22 protein-coding genes and 1 pseudogene are annotated in these 19389 nt (G+C 54.8%); 11 read left to right on the top strand and 12 right to left on the bottom strand.

Going from position 1 to position 19389, the window contains the following annotated elements:
* Positions 1-58 precede the first annotated feature (58 nt).
* Positions 59-313 (top strand): DUF3768 domain-containing protein, encoded by a 255-nt coding sequence (locus EOB49_RS11340; protein WP_245472644.1) that lies wholly within the window; start codon positions 59-61, stop codon positions 311-313.
* 44 nt (positions 314-357) lie between these two features.
* On the opposite strand, the gene EOB49_RS11335 is transcribed toward EOB49_RS11340, so the two are convergent.
* Positions 358-624: a helix-turn-helix transcriptional regulator gene (locus EOB49_RS11335; RefSeq protein WP_127381050.1), complete on the bottom strand. Its 267-nt coding sequence runs from the start codon at positions 622-624 to the stop codon at positions 358-360.
* A gap of 86 nt (positions 625-710) precedes the next feature.
* On the opposite strand from EOB49_RS11335, the gene EOB49_RS11330 reads away from it, so the two are divergent.
* The 3 genes from EOB49_RS11330 to ligD all read left to right on the top strand — a co-directional run bounded on the left by EOB49_RS11330 (position 711) and on the right by ligD (position 4235).
* The gene (locus EOB49_RS11330; RefSeq protein WP_245472642.1) at positions 711-1091 is read left to right on the top strand and encodes a hypothetical protein; all 381 of its coding nucleotides are present in this window, start codon (positions 711-713) and stop codon (positions 1089-1091) included.
* Positions 1092-1267: 176 nt separating this feature from the next.
* On the top strand, positions 1268-2128 hold the full coding sequence (locus EOB49_RS11325) for a hypothetical protein (RefSeq protein ID WP_127381018.1): 861 nt from the start codon (positions 1268-1270) through the stop codon (positions 2126-2128).
* 334 nt (positions 2129-2462) lie between these two features.
* Positions 2463-4235 (top strand): DNA ligase D, encoded by a 1773-nt coding sequence (gene ligD, locus EOB49_RS11320; RefSeq protein WP_127381017.1) that lies wholly within the window; start codon positions 2463-2465, stop codon positions 4233-4235.
* A 126-nt stretch (positions 4236-4361) separates the two neighbouring features.
* On the opposite strand, the gene EOB49_RS11315 is transcribed toward ligD, so the two are convergent.
* Genes EOB49_RS11315 through EOB49_RS11300 form a run of 4 tightly spaced genes read right to left on the bottom strand, consistent with a single transcriptional unit; the run spans position 4362 to position 5357 of the window.
* Complete coding sequence (locus EOB49_RS11315; RefSeq protein ID WP_127381016.1) at positions 4362-4625, bottom strand: hypothetical protein; 264 nt, start codon at positions 4623-4625, stop codon at positions 4362-4364.
* Complete coding sequence (locus EOB49_RS11310) at positions 4615-4935, bottom strand: hypothetical protein (protein WP_127381015.1); 321 nt, start codon at positions 4933-4935, stop codon at positions 4615-4617. The genes EOB49_RS11315 and EOB49_RS11310 overlap by 11 nt, the downstream gene beginning before the upstream one ends.
* Positions 4936-4950: 15 nt before the next feature.
* The gene (locus tag EOB49_RS11305) at positions 4951-5160 is read right to left on the bottom strand and encodes a hypothetical protein (protein ID WP_127381014.1); all 210 of its coding nucleotides are present in this window, start codon (positions 5158-5160) and stop codon (positions 4951-4953) included.
* A gap of 17 nt (positions 5161-5177) precedes the next feature.
* On the bottom strand, positions 5178-5357 hold the full coding sequence (locus tag EOB49_RS11300; protein WP_127381013.1) for a hypothetical protein: 180 nt from the start codon (positions 5355-5357) through the stop codon (positions 5178-5180).
* A gap of 260 nt (positions 5358-5617) precedes the next feature.
* Between EOB49_RS11300 and EOB49_RS38625 the strand changes: the two genes are divergently transcribed.
* Positions 5618-5752 carry a hypothetical protein gene (locus EOB49_RS38625; protein WP_281060557.1) on the top strand — a complete coding sequence of 45 codons (135 nt, stop codon included), beginning with the start codon at positions 5618-5620 and terminating at the stop codon, positions 5750-5752.
* A 3-nt stretch (positions 5753-5755) separates the two neighbouring features.
* Positions 5756-6016, top strand: coding sequence for a hypothetical protein (locus tag EOB49_RS11295; protein WP_127381012.1), 261 nt, complete (start codon positions 5756-5758; stop codon positions 6014-6016).
* Here EOB49_RS11295 and EOB49_RS11290 read toward each other — a convergent pair.
* Together EOB49_RS11290 and EOB49_RS11285 are read right to left on the bottom strand one after the other, a co-directional pair.
* Positions 6013-6723, bottom strand: a complete 711-nt coding sequence (locus tag EOB49_RS11290; RefSeq protein WP_127381011.1) for an SOS response-associated peptidase — start codon at positions 6721-6723, stop codon at positions 6013-6015. The two genes, EOB49_RS11295 and EOB49_RS11290, sit on opposite strands and share 4 nt — an antisense overlap.
* A 360-nt stretch (positions 6724-7083) precedes the next feature.
* The gene (locus EOB49_RS11285; RefSeq protein ID WP_127381010.1) at positions 7084-8748 is read right to left on the bottom strand and encodes a DUF262 domain-containing protein; all 1665 of its coding nucleotides are present in this window, start codon (positions 8746-8748) and stop codon (positions 7084-7086) included.
* 184 nt (positions 8749-8932) lie between these two features.
* Between EOB49_RS11285 and EOB49_RS11280 the strand changes: the two genes are divergently transcribed.
* From EOB49_RS11280 to EOB49_RS11260, 5 genes are all read left to right on the top strand, one after another.
* Positions 8933-9412, top strand: a complete 480-nt coding sequence (locus EOB49_RS11280; RefSeq protein WP_127381009.1) for a MucR family transcriptional regulator — start codon at positions 8933-8935, stop codon at positions 9410-9412.
* Between the two features lie 12 nt (positions 9413-9424).
* Complete coding sequence (locus tag EOB49_RS11275) at positions 9425-9706, top strand: hypothetical protein (protein WP_245472640.1); 282 nt, start codon at positions 9425-9427, stop codon at positions 9704-9706.
* Positions 9707-9777: 71 nt separating this feature from the next.
* Complete coding sequence (locus EOB49_RS37540; RefSeq protein ID WP_127381008.1) at positions 9778-10137, top strand: hypothetical protein; 360 nt, start codon at positions 9778-9780, stop codon at positions 10135-10137.
* Entirely contained in the window at positions 10080-10898 is an 819-nt protein-coding gene (locus EOB49_RS11265) for a hypothetical protein (protein ID WP_164781646.1), read from the top strand. Before EOB49_RS37540 ends, EOB49_RS11265 begins: the two co-directional genes overlap by 58 nt.
* 43 nt (positions 10899-10941) lie before the next feature.
* The gene (locus EOB49_RS11260; RefSeq protein ID WP_127381006.1) at positions 10942-12678 is read left to right on the top strand and encodes a hypothetical protein; all 1737 of its coding nucleotides are present in this window, start codon (positions 10942-10944) and stop codon (positions 12676-12678) included.
* Here EOB49_RS11260 and EOB49_RS11255 read toward each other — a convergent pair.
* The 5 genes and pseudogenes from EOB49_RS11255 to EOB49_RS11235 form a co-directional block, all read right to left on the bottom strand.
* Positions 12675-12975 (bottom strand): annotated as a pseudogene (locus EOB49_RS11255) (recombinase family protein); the annotation flags it as partial. The gene EOB49_RS11260 and the pseudogene EOB49_RS11255 overlap by 4 nt on opposite strands.
* A 66-nt stretch (positions 12976-13041) precedes the next feature.
* Entirely contained in the window at positions 13042-13794 is a 753-nt protein-coding gene (locus EOB49_RS11250; RefSeq protein ID WP_127381005.1) for a hypothetical protein, read from the bottom strand.
* A gap of 621 nt (positions 13795-14415) precedes the next feature.
* On the bottom strand, positions 14416-15807 hold the full coding sequence (locus EOB49_RS36920) for a hypothetical protein (RefSeq protein ID WP_206526104.1): 1392 nt from the start codon (positions 15805-15807) through the stop codon (positions 14416-14418).
* A 275-nt stretch (positions 15808-16082) separates the two neighbouring features.
* A complete protein-coding gene (locus EOB49_RS11240) occupies positions 16083-16631 on the bottom strand; it encodes a recombinase family protein (protein WP_127381004.1) in 549 nt (182 codons plus the stop codon).
* A gap of 153 nt (positions 16632-16784) precedes the next feature.
* Positions 16785-19226 (bottom strand): hypothetical protein, encoded by a 2442-nt coding sequence (locus tag EOB49_RS11235; RefSeq protein WP_127381003.1) that lies wholly within the window; start codon positions 19224-19226, stop codon positions 16785-16787.
* Positions 19227-19389 lie beyond the last annotated feature (163 nt).

Genomic DNA, 19389 nt, shown 5'->3' with positions numbered 1-19389 from the left:
GCGCACTCGGGCCTTAAACGACCTACTGCGCCAGACAGGCGCTGGCGGACGTATGGTGATGACCGTCGGTGTCGCCGCACTGCCTGCGCAGGAGATCGGCGCCATACTGCTGGCCATCGCAAACTTCGACGCGTTCGACGAGAACAACGATCCGTGGGGCCAGCACGATTGTGCTCTTCTGCACGTCGGCGGTCGCCAGCTATTCTTCAAGATAGACTACTATGACCGCACTCTGGCGAACCTGTCGCCTGACGCCTCTGACCCCGCAGTCACTATCCGGGTGATGACCGTCATGCTGCCGGAGGAATACTGATGTTTTCCCCTGCACAGGGCACAGGGGCGCAGTTCTTCGCTCGTTTAACCCGCCTTCGGCTTCCTTCCCGACGAGAGCGGCGACGGCTCACGAGCCCCCGTCGGAGGTTCGGTCAGAAGAGCCGCAGCCGGAACGGCAAGTGCCTTCGCCAGAGCTTCCAGCGTATCGGTCGTTACGTTTTCAGAACCGCGTTCGACGCGACCGACATACGAACGATCGATCTCAGCCGCCAGCGCCAGCCGCTCTTGCGACAGCCCGCGTTCGACACGCAGCTTGCGGAGATTCCAACCAATGATCTTGCGCACGTTCATCGTGGGCAAGAAGGCAATACAAACGGCTTGACAATCGACGGACCAACAGTCCCCTATTTCCTAATTCGGGGGATTGCACGATTCATGTGCTTGCTTTGGGGAGTGAAATGAAAATCGCAGTTGGAATTATCGGAATTCTGCTTGGCATGATTTCGATGCTGCAGTCCTGCGCAGTGGCGACGGGCGGAAGCATTGCGGCCAATCATGATCTAGCGGGCGCTGGCTCGGTTGGCGTGTTTGTCGGTTTGCTGTTCTTTGTCGGCGGCGCCTTTGCGTTCGGCCTGCCGCTGGTCTCGGCGATTATTTTCGTCGTCGGCAGCTTGCTTGCCTTCATCGCGGCCAGCTCATTCACCGACATGAAGATTTGGGCCTTCGCCGACCTGATCCTCGCCGCCATGGCATTCTTTGCATGGAGAAGCGCACGGCGTGGTCGTGCCGGATCGGCAACGGAGGCCAAGATAAAATGAGATGGTTTGGATGGCCCAAAGTGGCAAATCGCTCATGGGCTCTTTGGGTGGCCGCGATGTTAGTCTGTTGGGCGGGCTCGGCTTCAGCAGTATCATTGCCTTGCAGCTCAGTATCTTCTGGGCGGTGGGAAGGCACCCCGAGCCTAGAGTTCTTTAGCCTTGAAGACCTCGATGCCATGCTGCAATCGGTTCGCGAGTGCAAACCCGGCAGATTTGATGTCACCCAAGAGGCTTTGGACCATTTCGTCTCCGAACTGGAAGCAGCTCGTGTCCAAGCAGCGACGTTTTACGCGGAGGCGCAATTCGTCAAACTGCTGGGGGAAGCTGAGGCTCTTCCGGTCGCTCCAACGTCGGTGGCCGCTTTGAACGAGCTCATGCGTTTGAGAGAACAAGCGCGCTCTTTGTCACGGCAGGTCAGGGACTCTTCGGTGTCAAACCGGCTGGAACTGGTGATCAAAGAAAAGCTGCGGGCTATCGAGGCGGCGGGAATGCAGCCCCTGCAAGAAAATGCGACCAGCGCAGAACATGGTGCCAACGAGCCTGTCGGCGACGTCTCCTCGTTTCGAGGGATCGAACTGGGGATGACTGAGGCACAATTGACGCAAGCGTTGGATCGATCGTTTACTTTGACTTCCACGCCAGCGGGCACGGAAACGCAAGCACTGACAACCCTTTTCGAGAGTATGAACGGGCAGCCCAAGCCGTCGCTGTTCATCGTCAAAGGCCAACAGGCTTGTGGCCAGATCGTCATGCATGGCGGCCGTGCCGCTCGCCTTCGCCTCTATCAGTGCTATTTCGACATCGGCGATGGAATGTCGATCGGCGATTTTGCGCAACAGATCACCGAGACCTACGAGCTTGAGGACGGCATGTCTGGCCATTGGGAAATGCGCGGCGATGGAGCGTACCAGTTCAAGTACACAGAGTACGTTGGCATCAGGCAGGCCACCTCGGAGCGGTTTACGGCCTCACTCCATCAGATGGACAACAATTTGACATTGACGGTCGAAGGCGTCCCGCAAGCGAATTTCAAGTAAGCGACTAGGCCAGAGAGACTGCGATCCGACGACGCATTGGTGTGCGTTGCCGTAGCATACGGCTGTCATGAAGAGCGGATGCTTCTGTTGCCCTTGATATGGGTCATCACAGGAGTGTGATAGCACCGCAAGACAGCGCTTTTTTTGCGGCTAGGTGTAAATATCTCGACCCTTGAGCCATACAAACGCGTCGGGCCGACGGACATGGCAGAGGCGCAGACAAGCGGCCGAGCCAGTGGCGATGGAGAGGGGCTAGATCACATTCATTTTTGCTAAAATGCTCGGAACCGTTTGCAGCGGCGCGATTTGAGTCCGATCAGGGAGTCAGACTGCAATGCATAACGCCGAAGACCGGCTCTCGTTCGTTGAGTTCCAGTCCCCCACCTTGGCCGATAGAGCACCGAGCGGCGGCGAATGGTTGCACGAGATCAAGTATGACGGGTATCGAACCCAGCTCATTCTAGAGGGCGCAGTTGCACGAGCCTTCACGCGGCGTGGATACGACTGGTCTCACCGGTACAAGGGCATTGTCGAAAAGGCGCGAAGCCTAAGTGTAAAGTCAGCCATTATTGATGGTGAGGCGGTAGTGCTAGGCGAGACCGGCCTACCGGATTTTCAAGCGCTCGAGCGCGAGCTGGGCAATCCAAATTCGCGCAGGATCATCTTCTATGCGTTCGACCTGCTGCACCTCAATGGCCGCGATCTCCGGCAGCAACCGCTGGCGAAACGCAAGGCCGCGCTGCATAAGGTGCTAAAGAACGCCGGACCTACGCTAACGTACGCCGAGCATCTGGACGCGACCGGTAAGGACGTATTTGAACATGCCTGCCGTATGGGCTTGGAGGGGATCGTGTCGAAACGCGCGGACGCCCCATATCGTTCAGGAGTGCAGCCAAGCTGGATCAAAGTGAAGTGTATCAAGAGTGATACCTTCCCCATTGTGGCATTCGTCGAGAAGCTCGGTGCCCATCCACGCCGCGTCGCATCGCTGTATATTGGAAGGCGCGTGGGTGACCGCATACTTTATGCCGGGAAGGCTCAGAGCGGCTATACGCTAGAGGCAGCACGGCGAGTTCGAGAGAAACTGGATCGACTGATCATCGGCAACTCGCCCTTGTCAGAATCCGTCAACAAACCGAAGGCTACGTGGGTAAGGCCGGAGGTTCTAGCCGAGGTGCAGTTCAGCGGTGTCACGGACCGCGGCATCTTGCGGGAAGCCGTGTTTAAGGGCCTGCGCGAAGACCTAGCCCCGATACCGGTGAAGCCCCCCGCTCCATCCATGAAACGAGACGAACGCCGAGAGCATGGCGTTCCTAGCGAGAACATTCTGCAACTGCTGCCGGACGCCATATCGCCTTCCAAGAACGAACTTCGGCGATACTGGGACAAGGTCGCCGATCAGGCCCTAATTCATCTGGCCCGACGACCGCTGAAGCTGGTCCGCCACGTGTTCGGCGCCACCTTCTACCACAAGGGACCACTGCCGCCGATACCGGCTCCTGTGCACCAGCTGCGCGTTCAGAAACGCGAGGGCGGCGAAGGTGTCCGGGTATGGGTGGACGATCTTGCGGGTCTGCTCGGTCTGGTGGACATGGATGCCATAGAGTTGCACCCTTGGAACGCCACGATTGATGACATCGAACATCCCGATCGGCTGGTCTTGGATCTGGATCCCGGCGACGGCGTTTCATGGGATCAGGTGATCGAGGCCGCCTTGTCGCTACGCGACATCTTGGAAGCGGCTGGCTTGGAGAGTTGGCCGAAGGTCACCGGCGGCAAAGGCATTCATCTGATGGCTCCGCTCCGTGCGAAGATGACCCATGACAGCGCGCGACAGCTGGCTCGGTCGCTCGCCCATTGCCTTGTTGATAACGACCCCGACCGTTACCTGCTGTCCGCCGATCCATCAGCTCGAAAAGGCCGTATATTCCTCGATTACCTGCGCAACGGGCGCGGGACCACCGCAGTGGGAGCATTTTCACCCCGATCGCGGCGCGGCTTTCCCATTGCCCATCCGGTGACTTGGGCTCAGGTCGAGCGGGGCATCCGTCCAGATACTTTCACCATGAGCCATCCGTTCAGGGCTGCTGCTCGAAAGGCAGCTTAAGCCCCGAAGCCAGCGGACAGGCGCCTTCGCAGTTAATGATCGTCTACTTCATGACCTTAGTTCGAAAAGGGCGGCGGTGCTCGGAGGGTGCCGCCGTCGCCTCTCAGCTTCAGGCATATTAAGCCCTTATTCCATGTCGGGAACGTCACCGCCGACAAAGAGAGTCGTGGGCTCTCCATATTCGCCAAGCGACGGGTTGGCATCGCGCGACCACACAATGGCGCCCGCATGTTTTCCCGCCAGACCCCTAGCCGTCCTTATGGCCCGGTCCTCGGTCTGCTGCTCGGCTGGCCCGAAGACGGGCTGAAGGTCGCCGCTCTCGTCCCGGTCAAATGCTGTGACGACGATCAGTTTCGGGGCCTTTTGTTGTGGCACCAAATTATCTGACATGGGGGTTCTCCCTTCGCTTGGCCACTGGCTGGCGCGAAGTGACTGGCCCGCGCGGAAAAAACTCGGACGTTCCTATGATGGGTATCATTGGTCCCTCCCGCTCTGGCCCTGCCTGTTTAGTTTTCAGCGCGATGATTTCGTCATCTCGTCTGGCAATCCGGCTTTCGAGATTGGCAATGCGCTCCGCTAAGAAGTAGCGCCCAACTCCAAATCCACCGCCTCCGAACAGCACCGCGAACGTGGCGAACTCTGCTGGATGAGCAACGATCAGTGCGGCGTTACTGCCGATGAAAGCGATAAGATCGTGCATCGGGAGCCCCCTTAGTCATGCCAGCACACGCGGCGTGGGATCGTAGCTGATCGCCACGAGTCCCGGATACCTATGAGCCAGAGCGAGGATTTGGGTCTCAAGCTCACAGTTGTGGGCCATGAGGGCTTTCACGGTCTCAAGTGGGCTTTCGTAGCGAGCGATGAGCTTCTCGGCTTCAGAGTGCAATTCGGCTTTAGCTTCGGCGTCCAGATGCATCGTGGTCATTGTCGCTCTCTCCTAGTCTAGCGGCTTGCCCGGCGCGGTGCGGAGAGCGCATCGAGCCGATCCTGCAGATGGCCATTAAGAACGATCATCTCTTTCAGCGCCTTAACCGGGTCACCCTTGTGCTGTGCAATGAACTTGTCGGTGATTGCCTGCAAAGCTGCTTCTTGACGGCTGTCCAGTGTCACAATGTGGTCCATCGGGGTGCTCCAAAACGTTTGTGCTTGTAGTGAACAAAAACGGAACAAAATTGTCAAGGTCGAATTGACTCGACGAGGAATGAATTCCTATCTGGGCGACAGGTGGGGCGTCGTTCACAACAGGGAGAACCGCATTGGGCAGACGAAAGAGCCGCTATGACAAATTGTTCCGATCGGACGCGGAAGCGATAGTCCGTGACGCGCTTGCCCTGCGCAAAACGGTCCTAGCGTCACAACTGAATCTCAAGGCGAATGGCGAGATGTTCTGGCTGCTCGCGGGGCTGGTGGACAAGCTGCACGACGTGTTGGCCGTGGTGGCTGAAAAGGAGCCGGACTTCCGCATGAGCGGTCTTGGCCTTTTGCCGCTTGGCGAGGACTATTCGGGCCGGGAATGACCCATGGCCGGGCCAATGGACAGCGTCGGGCGGGCGGCCAAGGCCAACATGCTGCTCATCGTGGAGTGCGGCCATTGCTGGCATGTCGGCCGCTTTCGCGCCAACGATGTGGCCAAGGTGGTGGGCTGGAACAAACCGCTGGAAACCATCCGTTTCCGCTGCAAACGTTGCAGCCGCAAGGATGCGACGGTGAAGACCCAGTTCATCGATCAGGACCACCCGCCTAAAGGCTACATCTGGGTGCTGCAGAAGTACAAGGCTTAGAACAGCGAACCTTGCACCGGCGGCGATGTCTGGATCTGAACCTTGATCTGCGTAGCGGGCTTCTCGACTATGATCAGAACATCGTCTGGCGCCGTGCGCTGTAGCCGTTTCGCATCCGACCACGGCGCCGTAAGCCACATTTCGACTTCCTCCTGTGTGGTCAGGATCACCGGCATTGCCTTCTCGTGAATCGGGGCAATCAACGCGTTAGGTCTGGTGGTCATGAAGCCATAGACCTCATGATCGCGGGGACCTTCCTTGACCTTGCGAACTCCATGCCAAGGCGTCCACAGACCGGCGAAGAAGACCAACGGGCGCTCCTCGCTCCGTGCGAACCAGAAGTTCCGCTGGATGCCGGTCTCCGGGTCTTTGTCGTTTGGAGTGGGGCTCGGTTCCGCAAAGCTCGTCACAGGGACCACGCAACGGTGCTCGACACCAACATATTGTTGCCAGTGTCCGTACTGCGGATTGCGGATGTTGGTGGTGCCGGAGTCAGCGTTGCCTCTGACCCTCTCCGGCGGCGTCGGCATTCCCCATCGAAGGTTAGCAAGCTCACGCTCGCCGTCCGGCGCATTGCGAACCACCGGTGCGAATTGATTGGGGTAGATGTCAATGGATGGCTCCAGGTTGCCCACGATGTCTCGCAGAGCACGGGTCCATTGGCGAACGGCTTCTTGAGACGTAGTGATGTTGTAAAGATTGCACATCCTTCAGCTACCCTCACAATGTCCGTGGTTATGATAACGGGCCTTTTCAGGCTCAATGACAAAGCTAGGGCCGGGTGATCTGCTTGCAACGTTGTAGCGGTGGCGAAACTTGGTCACACATTGTCCCCGAACCCATCGTCATACCAAACGCCGCCCCACACGTAGATATACGTCTTGGTTCCAATTGGGCGGTTGCGCGGCGATGGAGCGTACCAGTTCAAGTACACAGAGTACGTCGGCATCAGGCAGGCCACCGCAGAGAGGTTTGCGGCCTCACTCCATCAGATGGACAACAATTTGACATTGACGGTCGAACCCGTTTCACGCGCAACCTTCAACTAAGATGAAATATCCAAGGGCTCACTGTCCTTGTTGTATCGGGCCGCGCCAGATGTCTTTCGCAACCTCGAATAGAGCCCCGGCTCGTTGTTCTAGGTCGTATTCAGTCCAATTTTGACGCGCAGATACCCACTTATTTAGCTCGAAATGGCTATCGGCCAAGAGAGTTCGCTTTACCGCAAATGGTGAGTTGGAGAGCTCGCTATTGTAAGCAGTCAGCGTTAGGTTCGGCAGCAAATCCAACCAACGCTCATGTATCGTTACGAAGGAAGGGCCGAGCATCTCATTCCATTCAGCTGTGAGGGTTTGAGGCATAATGTGTTCGATCGTCGCTGAATGGAACGCTGCTGGCTCTTTGTGGCCTGCGGCGTGTTCGATTGCCTCAAGTAAAAATTTGCAGCGATCGAGCGGCTGAGCATAGGCGCGATACCTCAGAAGCCCCTGCATAAATTCGTCGTCCTTTGGCCATCTGCGACCGCTAGACCCGCTCGCAAGCATGTTGCCCAGCCAATGCGCAATGCCCGACTCTGGAACGTCTTTGGCTGAGCTGATAAAAATCCTCTTCAACTGGTTAGTCGGCACAGCGCAGACCTGCCTCCTAACGGCGAATGACTCTATAATCTGCAAACAATCAGAAATATCCTTGGCGTCTGTCGCGCCTTCGCGGTATCTCTCCAGCATTTTCAAAATCAGAGTATTGGCAGTGGAGATATCCCACCTGCGCAACCTCTCAAGCCCCCTTGCAATGTCTTCATCGGGACACTGCGTCAATCCCACGATCTGAGCGTACAGCACCGAACTGCGTTCCATTCGTTGCAGTTCGGCAAAGACTGAGCTGTCTTCAACATTCAGCAAACGGCGTTTAAGAACTGAATAGATGGCGGACTTGGCAACCTCGTCACCCGACAACATCAAAAAATGTCTCATAAATTCCGTAAGGTGATCTCCGGAAAGTAGACTTTGCATCGGAAGCCATGCAGTCTCGTACGCTGTTTGTTGATCGTTCGAATGGAGGCGCAAAAGCAGGTAATTACGGATCAGATCAGCTTGGGTTAGAGGTGCTCCCTTAGCATTCAAACTCTCAAATATGAGATAGGGGTCATCAACGTCACCGAGGTGTATCGCTACTACGGTCAAACGAGTTTGGACTGCATCGGATAGCCGTTCGAGGTCGATTGCAACACCGTCCGAGTCCGTACTCGAGAGTTTCTGACGAAAGAACTCATAGGCTTGAGTGAATCTTGTTCCGAGCACCGGGCTTTGTTGCACAAGACCCTGAAATGCGGAACGATCGGGCTGCGTTGGCAGAAGCTTAAAGTAATCCAATCCGTCATCGTCTTCGTTAACGAGAAGCCGGGTTAGTTTTCTGTATTTCGGCGTGTGTCGATCGAAAAATGATCGAATCGATGTGATAAGAATTGCGACCGTAGTTAGACGTTGCTGACCATCGATAACTAGATACTTAGAAACTCCGACCGGCACGGACTTAGCAGGAGCCGTCACTACCGCTCCAGTGAAATGCGATGCTAAAGTATCTTCCTCAGATCGCTCGTATTGCTCTAAGAGGTCGTCCCATAGAGACTGCCATTCCCGCGAGCCCCATTCATATGGCCGCTGGAAAAGCGGAACCAGCAACTGCTTAGTTCCGTTGAAGAACTCTGATATTTGGCACGGTCTGGCTTCCATATTCCCCACCCTCTGAATCGTTATTTCTGAGCCCAAGACGTCGTACACCGAGCGCTGAGCGTTCCGCCACTGCTTTTGCTTCGTGATCCTGAGAAAACCGGTTGAAAAAGACGAGTCGTTGGTCTTTGCTGCCGTATCCGAATTTCGTGATTAAGAGCAGAAATATCAAAAAGGAGATTGGCTATTGGCAGATGATCATCAAGGGCAGGCAGATGCAAATTTGTTGGAATTGACCGCGGATATAGTGGCGGCTTATGTCCAAAAGAACGCTGTGCCTGTCGCCGGTCTCCCAGACCTGATCGCCAGCGTTAATTCCGCATTATTGGGAGTTGGCAAGCCAATCAAACCGGTAGAGCCTGAGCTTGTTCCTGCGGTGAACCCCAAGAGGTCCGTGTTCCCAGACTACATTGTTTGCTTGGAGGACGGAAAGAGGTTCAAATCCCTCAAGCGCCACTTGAATGTCCACTATGGGCTGACGCCGGAGGAATACAGGTCCAAGTGGGGCTTGGCCCGAGACTATCCGATGGTGGCACCAAACTATGCTGCTCAGCGGTCCGCCCTAGCGAAATCCTCAGGCCTCGGCCGAAAGGCGGCTGCAAAAGCTGCTCCAAAAAAACCTGCAGCCAAAGCCAAGAAGCCTGCCGCGCGACGGAAGACGGCTTAGGCCGGTACCTCGATGAGCAGGTCGGCCGCCTTTGGCGCTATCGTGTGGCTAAGCCTTGCGGCCTACCCCGCCGTGGCGCAGCAAACTTTCGAAGGTTACGACTGCACCGCAGACTGTTCAGGCCACCAAGCAGGATACGCTTGGGCCGAACGAAATGGTATTTCGGACGCCAACGACTGCGACGGCAACAGCCAATCCTTCAACGAAGGCTGTCAGGCCGACGTTGAGGAGCAACAGCCAGCGCCAGACGACGAAGTCCCTGCCCACGAAAGCGACGAGGACAGTTCAGAATAGCCCGATAGTGCTTTCTTCCTTTTCTAGACTCTTTCGCCTGACGGAAGCATTCTCCCCTCGGGGAGATGGCTATGGGCAATTCTGTTCAGCCGTGGGTTAGACGGCGAAGGCCTTGGTGGCGTTCGCTTCTGCGCGCTCGTCTCCCTATTTCTCTGGCGCTGCTTGGCACGGCGTCCCTCGCTTATGTCGCGACAGACACCCAGCACTCGCTTCCAAATGTTCACTATCCCGGCACGTCAACGACCTCCATCGCCGTGCGCAGAGTGGGCTGTGACATCAAAGGAAACATCAATGATCGCGGCGAGCATATCTATCACGTGCCCGGTCAAGAATATTACTCGGCGACACGCATTAATTCGGCTCGAGGCGAAAGATGGTTCTGCTCCGAATGGGAAGCATGGTGGGCTGGGTGGCGAAAGGCCAAGGTATGAAGTCAACGGGCAAACGGATCGGATTCCTAATAGCGATTATGATCGCGTCGTCGGTTCTATCGGCGCGGGTGGAAGCGAGCCAGTGTTTCGACATCTCCAAAGGACAGCCGGAGCATTTGTCTGGCCAACTCCTCTACAAGATATTTCCGGGCTCCCCCAATTTCGAAGACGTGACATCGGGCGATGAACCCGAGCCAGCCTACATTCTCCGTCTTAGCTCATCCATTTGCCTGACCGGTGACGAGTTCGCAAACGAAGCCATGCCGGTGTCAACCGTTCAGCTCTCTGCGACAACCGCCACAGAGGGATTGCTCCGATCCCTTGTGGGGAAGGACGTCGATGTTCGATTGGCTGGTCAGGAAGCGGCGACAACGGGCCACCATCATGCGCCCCTGCTGGCGAGCGCGGTCGAGATCTCACCCACCGAGGATATTACCCAAGAGTACGGAACCGCGGCTACCACCGTGAGGGCATTCTACTACGCTCTTCGAGACGGAAACGGTGACCAAGCTGCCCAATATGTGATTCCAGAAAAGCGCAATCGCGGACCGCTTTCCGCAACGGCCATGACTGCGTTTTATGGGCATCTCAAGCAGCCACTGCAATTGACCAGTGTCGAGACGCAGGCTGCCGATAAATTTCTCGCCCGCTATAATTTCGTGAGCAACTCAGGCGCATGTATGGGGCGATCCCTCGTGAACATCGTTCGCAGGGAAGGAAAGAATCTCATATCCTCGATCCGCGCCCTAGACGGCTGCTAACTTCGCGCCTAGCACTGGAGAATTTGGGGCTGCGGGGTGCTTTATGGTCAATGCAGATTGCCTTTTTGTGCGCTTGAACATCTGCTTCGAAGTAGCCTCGCGGAACCAACCAACGGGGTCGATCTTTGGCCTCGCCGAATTTCTAACGGCGGTCGCGATACTAGCCGCCGCGTACAGCATTTCGGACGAGCGATACAAATTCCGAATTGCGGTTTCGGCCGTTCCGCTGCCACAAGTTTTCTTCTGGACTACCACCGTAGTGGGTGTCGGGATCGTTCTGGTCAAGCTCTGGTTCGATTTGGCGTTGCCAATTCCCCGTTTTGCAAACAGTCCACAGTACTTCGAATCGGTATTCGCCCTCTCATTCGTTCTTCCCATAAGCTTTTGGATTTACGTGGGTTTCATAAGCCCCCCGATATTTAAAAGCCGCAACGCCATGAAGTTCGCTCGGCAGACGTTCTCGTTGTTATCCAACGGAAATGAGACACAACTCACCGCTGTGGCCCAAGAGATCGGACGATCTGCTTACGCTATAGTAGCCATCGCTCGCCGACGCGTTAAGCGACGAAATCTCCATATCGGCGGGATCTCGATCGAGATGCCACTGGAGGCAAAAGTCGCCTCGGACCTCATCCTAATGCTTGGCGATCGGAGACTTTGTAGAGCCATAGCAATTCACGTGCCTTGGGTTGCCGCTGAGATTTTTCGCTGCGTAGCAAAGGACGGGCTTGACGATATTCCCCTCGCGCAATTTTCTCGCAACGTAGCCCGAGAACTATTCAACAACACCGACTCTGCAATTCATCACGAAGGAGACGGTTTCCGTTCCGGTCTCCTAGGATACACAAAGCCAGTATCGCGAGAACTGTTCGGCCATGCCGATCTCATCAATGAATTGGCAAGACGTGGCGGGTCGCCACTCGAGCATATTTGGCTAGATACCGACAGTTGGAATCAAGTCAGCTGGCGGACGTACGGTCGAGCGGGATTGATGTTCCTCGAGAACCATCTTAACCGCAGCCTTAACCGTAACCATTCTTATGCTGCGTCTCAGATTTTTCACACTTTTACACATGCCTGCATAGACGCCTACAAAATAAATGCCATGGGCGACGGGTACGGCGAATCGATCGAATATCGCAAAATCGAAATTACGATCGAATTCGTAGAGAAGTCCTTAGAGCTACTTGAGAAGTATCACGTAGAGGCTCCTCAAAAGCAACCTGCAGACCAACGGTTTAATGACTTTTTCGACAATCTGGCCGAAATTGCCTTCGAGCTGCTAATTTCCGTTGCTTCTATCAACTCGCCCGATTGGAAAAACTGGCAAATTCAGAACAATATGTACTGGATGCCTCTGATGCAGGGTTTCGACGACACTAGAGCGTGGAGAATTTTCAGGTCGCGATTACAAAGGAAAATTTATAGAGAGGTGCGGAATATGGACAGGTACCTTAACTACAAGGGTGCGCGCGTCCTAAGCGTCTGCCTGAACGTGATGGGCCTGAGTGAGGAGCATGAAGCGCATAGGCCTCCTGAATACCGCGCGCTGAAAAGACTCATCCTTCGTTGGATTGCAAAAAACTATCTGCGGATGAGAGAGGAACTGCCAGACGCCGCGGCAGCCTGCCTAGGCGGAACAATCAGCTTCGACGTAACTCGCCAGTGCCTCGTAAAAACCTACAGCGCCGGTCTCAGCAGAGAGCCAGCACGTGAGTATTTAACTCTCGATGGGTTCAAGGCGGCTAACTCTTTAGGAGGTCAGCCGTCCGGTGCTTAGATCCTCGATTGCAATATCCGATAGACCTGCATCCTGGAGCAGCCGACTAGCTTTGCGATCGACGCAGGGCCAAAGCCATCCGAGTTCATCTGCAAGATCCGATCACGATCGAGGCGACGCTTGCCACCGCTGTATGCACCAACGCGTTTGGCCTTTTCGACGCCTTCTCGCTGGCGCTCCTTGATAAACCGACGCTCCATCTGGGCGATCATCCCAGCACGGCCAACACGATATGGCCCATCTCTCCGCGAGTGGAGACGTGCGGTCTAGGACGGTTACGAATGCCCCTCGTTGCTCGCATCCTTTGGAGAATCAACGGGACCATAGTGGCAGAAAAGACGCCTACACGTCCCCGACCAATTTCTATTTCGGAGCGCACTCAGCATAGCGGTACACGTTGGCAGGCGCTGTCAGCTCATCCTCTTTCAGGCTGAAGCCGTTCAAGAAATCCACGACAAGCCCGCCATACTTTTTACCCACCGACACCGCATTCCGCTGAATTTGATATACGTCCTGCTGAAAACTAGGGACGACGATCATTTCAGGTGAGTTCCCGTCGCTAGCCACCTGCTCGAAGGGAAGCTCTTCAGGATCTCCCAACATAACCGGAAAATTGACCCGACAGATCGAGAAGCCGTTCGAGCATGTAAACGTGCCGTGGGCTTTCCACACTGGTCGGGCTTGCCGTATTTCCGTCAGCTCAATGTCCCCATCTGCGAGGCCATTCGTGAACCTCAGCTCTTGGTACGATCCCGGGTCGGTGTTTGGAAAAGGCGGCGTACGATAAAGCCGCGAGTTAAAGTCGCATTTGGGCTCGAATGGCTTGGTTGCTGCGTCCTTAAGGCTGCTGCATCGCTTTAGGACGTGGAGCGGCGGATAGCTGGCCACCTTGCCGTCCTGCAATTTGAGAAGCAGCTCACGGCGTGGCGGCTTTTCCTCGCCCTCGTCCGTGCATTTTAGGTCCAGTATTACGCCGTCAACGCCTTTGATGGCGTACGATTTCCCTATCTCGCAACCTTCCTCCCAATATGCGCGGACTTCTTCGAATACGTGGCGATCGAATTGTTGTCGCCGCAGGCATTGGTACTCTCGTCCCAAACAAATGTATCTTGCCACCAGTCAGCTGCCAAAGAAGGGGTCGCGGCTAAACCCAGCCAGACTGCAGCCCACCACGTGACATTCCTCGTCTTTGTAAACGTTGCCATTTCGCCCCTCCAATTTGGCCCCAGACTCGCTTATGAAGCCAGACAGTCAAGGGGCGCAGCTCGGAGGGAACGCGGCGATGAGCATTATCGCCCGACGTTGAGGTCGGATTAGAGGGTCTGGCGATGTCGGCGACAGCTCTTCCATCTGGGCGCAATTGCGAGATGCGATCGCGATCGAATATCGACTTACCGCCCTTGTAGACGCCTCCGCGCTTGGCCTGCTGGTTGCTTCTCCTTATGACGCACCGTTCCATCTGAGCGACCATTCCAAGGACAATGATCAAGACCTATTCCCTCACGGTCAATACCGAAACGAACACGAGGGGCCAGACGTATAGGGTAGTTAAGTCCAGCGCCGACAATGATTTTACTTTGTGCCAATTATGGATGCACGTAGAGGGTAGCGACACGCCTTTTGATTTCTGCACCGCAACTCCGGGATGTGCAGGCTGAGAATTCAAGCGTAATGTGATCTGAGAAGGGTGACCGGCGCTTGAGCTGCGCGCTTGCAGTAACGGGTTCTCGGCTTTGTTTACAGCCGATTCTCGATGCCGCTTTTTTCAAGCCGCTTCTGTTCAGCTCCCATCGCAGTCAAGCTCTCTCGGATCATTGCCGAAGCGTCCCTTTTAGGCGCATCAGAAATTGAGCATTTGTGTTGAATTGTTAGCTCCGGCATCATCGGCCAAGACAACGCGATGGCGGTCTCGCCCGTAGCCCGATCTATGCGGAAGCGTATTAGGTTAAGACCGAACTCGTTAACTTGATTGGAGATCTTCGGCCACATAGCAGTAGGTAGCTCACCGCTAGACCGTAGCTGAACGGGATGTTCCGACATCTCATACTGAGAATCGCTTGCTGTCATATTCGCCATGAACATTAAACCAGCCGGGTATATTTCATCTCCTGCCCGTCCGTCTAATATGAGTAGTGCCGAGTACTTGTCTTTTTCGTCATCGGGTATCGGGGCAACGTTTACAGTCACCCGCAAGCGTTCGAATGAATAATGGTTCGAAGCACGTAGCTCATTTTCGTTGTGCTTTATGACCAGATGAGGAAATCCGCTTAACTGCTCTTCGAAAAAAGCTACACGAATGGTTTCTCCATCCTTGTCGATGCAATGCAGAGAAAACTTAACCTTCTTAGATGTCTCCGCGGCGAAGGCGTCGGGCTTCTCAAAATCAGGGGCAGGATTGAATGACGGGCTTCTGTCGGGCAGCGCTGGTACAGGTTCGGGTTTGGACGGAGACGGGGCAACCGGCCTTGACGGGGTCTCCTTTCGAATTGTGGTCATTGAGGCGATCAGCTTGAGGACCGTTTTGTCAGCGAAGCCCTTCAGATCGTGGTTTTCAACCAGCTTGCAGGCGTAAATATCCTTATAGTCTTCATATCGCGGTGGTTCGGGAGCCTCCGCCTGATTTTGGCTAATCAAAGCCGCTAATTTTCCTGACTTTTTGTCAAGGCTTACACCTCTAACCTGTACCTCGCTGCCCTCCAAAAGGCGCTCAGTTTCCAAATCGATTTTTCCACTTGGGTTCGGTTTGGCGTCAGGTTGTTTACCGACTTTAAAATATCCCGGGCCATCTTCCGACTTCCCAAAAAGGCTGCGGCCAGCGACGTTGGATATTTCTGTCGCCCAACCTTCCGATAAAATAAGGGTATCGGTTGGAAGAGTAAGCGATGCAATTTTCGAGTTCTCTTGAGGATTACCTTCGAAACGAGGAAAAAAGACCAAAGGCCTGTCAAATTCCACGATGCTTAGTTCGCCAGTATGTTGTTCGGCTGAGCAGGAATAGGCGCGGAGCGCGGCGTTTGCCCATAGGGGACTGAATGCGCTTGGGTGATCCATCACGTCAATCGTGGTCCAAGCTAACGCTGGAGTAATTAGACCGCACACACTAATCACAACAGAAATTAAGCGCTTCATCCGTTTTGAACTTTCTAATATCACCCGCAACCTATGGTATGGATTCCTTGGGAAAACAAGAGTCGCGGGCTGCATCGTGTCGCGGCCAGATCTTGCCCATGCTGGCGAAGCCTAGAGTCGCTGCTGTTGTCTCCAACTGCGAGCGAAGACGATCAGGACGACCCCAGTAGCACCCAAGCTCCCGAACGAGCCTTCCTGCGTTCATCGGATCATCCCCACAATGCGAAAACACGAAGCGGAGCGTCGCGTCCTTCGTCGCCCTTCATGGGAGAGCTTCATTGGCAGGCATGAATGATACGATATACCTGCATTCTGGAGCAGCCAACCAACTTTGCGATACCGGCTGGACCAAGACCCTTAGCGCTGAGCTCCCTGATGCGACCGCGGTCTAAACGCTGCCTCCCGCCCTTGTAGACCCCTTGTCGTTTGGCTTGCTCAATGCCTTCGCGCTGGCGTTCCTTGATGAATCTACGCTCCATCTGGGCGACCATGCCAAGCACGGTCAATACAACATGGCCCATCTCTCCACGGGTCGAGACATGCGGGTCCAGTACGGTGACGAAGGCACCCTTCTGTTCGCACTCGTGGATTATATTTAGAACGTCGCGGGTGTCTCGACCGAGGCGATCGAGGCGGGCGACTACCAACTCATCTCCCGGCCTAAGGAAGTCGATGATGGTCGCGAGTTCTGCTCGACCGTCGCGACTCGCCCCGGAGACCTTTTCAGAGCGGATGATGGCGCACCCTTCAGCCTTCAGCTTAGCGATTTGGGTTTCGAGATCTTGGTCGATGGTGCTGACGCGGGCGTAGCCAATCCGGCTCATTAGGTGTCACCTCAAGGTATAGGCCCGAGGCTACATTGTCACAAATAGTCGCTGTCAACTCCGATGTTACATTAATCGGGAGGGGCGGTGTTACGTCACCACAGGGCATACCCTGCTGCGACAACCGCCGTCGCGTGAAACGTGTCCGACAGATCAGAAGTCCAGAAGGTCGCCTTGCCCACTGACCCTTGCATCCTCCTTCCGGGCGAAGGTGAGAGCCTCTTGTACCTTTGTGACGATGTATTTCGCGCCTGATTGCTTTGCATCGGCGTATCCCGGGAAAGAGAGCAAAGAAGTCTCCTGCTTTCTTAAATATTTCTCGAAGCGCTCCACCATGTTAACGGCCTGATGGAAATGGATTTGCCCCGCTCGGTTCTCGACCTGCATCAAGTCGAACACACGAGCCGCGAGCGTCTTATCGTCCATGGGGGTAGTAGGCAGGACGGCCGATAAGTACTCGATGCGTGATGACAAGAGACGCATGTGCGCCCATCCACTGGCAGTCGCCTTGACACTGTCCCGCTCTCTAAGTGTGTCCAGCGACGAAGTTTCGACCTCAATGAGTTCTTTCAACAGGCAGAAGCGCGCGGCGTCTAGAATGTCAGATCGTACAAAGCCAAGCCCCTCCAAGTGAGCCAACAAACGTGGGAGAGCGACAAAGCCCATTTGCCCGTTGTCACCACGGACCTTTCGTACGGAGATAAGATAAAAAAGTATCTCTGAGAGCAGCGTGTTGCTGGGTCGGTTCCATCGACTATCGCAATTGAAAATGTTGGCTATGAAGCCACTGTTGTTGTTAAAAAAGCGGTAATCTTGACGCATAAGCGCCCTAAGGATTCTATATTCTGGAAATGAGCGAAACCCGTTTCCTTGGGCCACGCCGACTATTATCTCCTCTGGCATATGCCCTGAGGTGATTATCGCCATAAACATATCTAGGGCACGTCGTACGTTTCGACCGGCCAGAGCTTCCAAAACTCGCGACAGATTATTAGGCCGCTGGAACAGCTCGACGTAAATCCCCTTCAGAAATTCGCCAGCCCGACTTTTCGGGTACGAAATGTGCGCGCCGGAACGTGTCTCAAATTTCACGTGTTCAGGGGCTTCAGCAGCTAAGACTTCAAGGCTGAGTTCCAGCCGCTTCTTAACGACATCCACGAACCGGGGCGGGCTTATATGAAAGATTTGTCCGGTTCGGTACGTGTCAAGCGGGGGTTTATGCTTGAAAGCTTCGAAGGTTGAATCGCGCATTTGAAGAATAACAAGGCACTTGGTCTGGTCCATAAACCAAAGAGCCACCTGAAAGGCGGCTAACTGAGCCTCAGTCTCTCGACGATCCACGTTGTCGAACACAACAATCAAGTTCTCGGCGCGGTCCCCTTGCAAATATCGGGAGATTCCACGAGTGAGAATCAAGGGGTCAAGGCGCCAAGCTTCGAGGTCGCGGGCTTTCTCTAACCCGCCCCGACCTGCTTGCGAAGCCTCCATCCTGTCATAGAATGCCTTGCGATCCTGCAGATCGCTAGAGAATACTCGCTCCTGATCGATAGGGTCTCTCAAATTGACCGGAGCCCCTTCAGCGATTACACTCTTGGCGAATGCCTCACACACCCAGTTGTCCCAATTGTGATAGTCCTCCGGCGCATTATTGAAATTGAGAAATGCCCAGTGATTCTTGTCGCGTAGCGGTTCAGGTTGTAGATATTCTTTATATCTCCGTGCAAACAACGACTTTCCGACTCCAACGCCACCGGTCACCAGCTGAATATCCCCAGCGGCTGGTCGGTTCTCATCGAAAGTTGAGATAGTTTTTGTTATGGCATCTGATTTGCGCTTTGTTGTTCGTACCTCAATTCGTCGCTTAGCTTTTGAAAGGCGATCTTTCAAATAAGACTCAAGTATCCTGTCATAGCTCGTTATCTCATTCGAAGAGATGTAAGCGCGGCTATAAATCTCCTCGTCTGTAGACTGGTCGCGTGAGGAGAAATAACGTCTAAGCACAGGCGCTAAGTCTGCCGCAAACGTGTTTGGCTCGATCCTCGAAGCAATTTGGCTCGGACCAGCGCCTTGATTAAACGGGCGTTTAAAGCTCTTTGAGCGAAGTACGTCGTTGAACTGCGTAGCCAACCTCGATAGGGCATCATTGCCCAACAGCGCCGAAAGAGCATCGAAGGTCGAGGTACCCGCCGACAGAGACTCCACCTTTCCACTGATAGTTGGATCGGCGTCCCAATGACCTGCGGCCAATGTGATACCGTTAGTTGCGATGATCCGACAGCATGGATTTGTACCTGCAGGAAACGACCTATTTATCTCGGTCGCATATAGCCGGGCCTCGCCGTAGGCGGCAAAAACATCGCTCGATGGAGACTTTGCTTCGATCACTAGGATCGGGAGTGATTGCTTGTATATGCAGAAATCGGGGATGTATCCAACCTTTCGCTTAGTCCCTTTCCCTAGATCTCTTGCTGAGATGCCCTCCTTGCTTTTGATTTCGTTGATTGGTATCGCGAGAAGCTCCGTCCGGGTGAGAAGAGGCATCAGGATTTGTGTTTCCACATCGCCTTCAGTCGCGCCTTCAGAGACAGGATTCATTAGAAATCACCAGATTCTGCGATGCGCTTGATTCGCTCGGTCCGGCGCCGATCATAGCATAGACGCTGCCCTTGGCGTTTTAGGTATATGCGGACTGCAAGTGACGGCTACACCCGAGCTGTGGGTACGTTTTTAGGCGCGCAACTATACGGAGAGTTGCGGC

Source organism: Mesorhizobium sp. M7A.F.Ca.MR.148.00.0.0, assembly GCF_003997735.1.
In the GTDB taxonomy this organism is placed as follows: Bacteria; Pseudomonadota; Alphaproteobacteria; order Rhizobiales; family Rhizobiaceae; genus Mesorhizobium.
This window is presented reverse-complemented; position numbering and strand designations above follow the sequence as displayed.

Bases quoted from the DNA above. Each gene is read 5' to 3' on its own strand.
- EOB49_RS11340 (WP_245472644.1), top strand. From the start codon at position 59: ATGACCGTCGGTGTCGCCGCACTGCCTGCGCAGGAGATCGGCGCCATA.
- EOB49_RS11335 (WP_127381050.1), bottom strand. From the start codon at position 624: ATGAACGTGCGCAAGATCATTGGTTGGAATCTCCGCAAGCTGCGTGTC.
- EOB49_RS11325 (WP_127381018.1), top strand. From the start codon at position 1,268: ATGCTGCAATCGGTTCGCGAGTGCAAACCCGGCAGATTTGATGTCACC.
- ligD (WP_127381017.1), top strand. From the start codon at position 2,463: ATGCATAACGCCGAAGACCGGCTCTCGTTCGTTGAGTTCCAGTCCCCC.
- EOB49_RS11315 (WP_127381016.1), bottom strand. From the start codon at position 4,625: ATGTCAGATAATTTGGTGCCACAACAAAAGGCCCCGAAACTGATCGTC.
- EOB49_RS11310 (WP_127381015.1), bottom strand. From the start codon at position 4,935: ATGCACGATCTTATCGCTTTCATCGGCAGTAACGCCGCACTGATCGTT.
- EOB49_RS11305 (WP_127381014.1), bottom strand. From the start codon at position 5,160: ATGACCACGATGCATCTGGACGCCGAAGCTAAAGCCGAATTGCACTCT.
- EOB49_RS11300 (WP_127381013.1), bottom strand. From the start codon at position 5,357: ATGGACCACATTGTGACACTGGACAGCCGTCAAGAAGCAGCTTTGCAG.
- EOB49_RS38625 (WP_281060557.1), top strand. From the start codon at position 5,618: ATGTTCTGGCTGCTCGCGGGGCTGGTGGACAAGCTGCACGACGTGTTG.
- EOB49_RS11295 (WP_127381012.1), top strand. From the start codon at position 5,756: ATGGCCGGGCCAATGGACAGCGTCGGGCGGGCGGCCAAGGCCAACATG.
- EOB49_RS11290 (WP_127381011.1), bottom strand. From the start codon at position 6,723: ATGTGCAATCTTTACAACATCACTACGTCTCAAGAAGCCGTTCGCCAA.
- EOB49_RS11285 (WP_127381010.1), bottom strand. From the start codon at position 8,748: ATGGAAGCCAGACCGTGCCAAATATCAGAGTTCTTCAACGGAACTAAG.
- EOB49_RS11275 (WP_245472640.1), top strand. From the start codon at position 9,425: ATGAGCAGGTCGGCCGCCTTTGGCGCTATCGTGTGGCTAAGCCTTGCG.
- EOB49_RS37540 (WP_127381008.1), top strand. From the start codon at position 9,778: ATGGGCAATTCTGTTCAGCCGTGGGTTAGACGGCGAAGGCCTTGGTGG.
- EOB49_RS11265 (WP_164781646.1), top strand. From the start codon at position 10,080: ATGGTTCTGCTCCGAATGGGAAGCATGGTGGGCTGGGTGGCGAAAGGC.
- EOB49_RS11260 (WP_127381006.1), top strand. From the start codon at position 10,942: ATGGTCAATGCAGATTGCCTTTTTGTGCGCTTGAACATCTGCTTCGAA.
- EOB49_RS36920 (WP_206526104.1), bottom strand. From the start codon at position 15,807: ATGAAGCGCTTAATTTCTGTTGTGATTAGTGTGTGCGGTCTAATTACT.
- EOB49_RS11240 (WP_127381004.1), bottom strand. From the start codon at position 16,631: ATGAGCCGGATTGGCTACGCCCGCGTCAGCACCATCGACCAAGATCTC.
- EOB49_RS11235 (WP_127381003.1), bottom strand. From the start codon at position 19,226: ATGAATCCTGTCTCTGAAGGCGCGACTGAAGGCGATGTGGAAACACAA.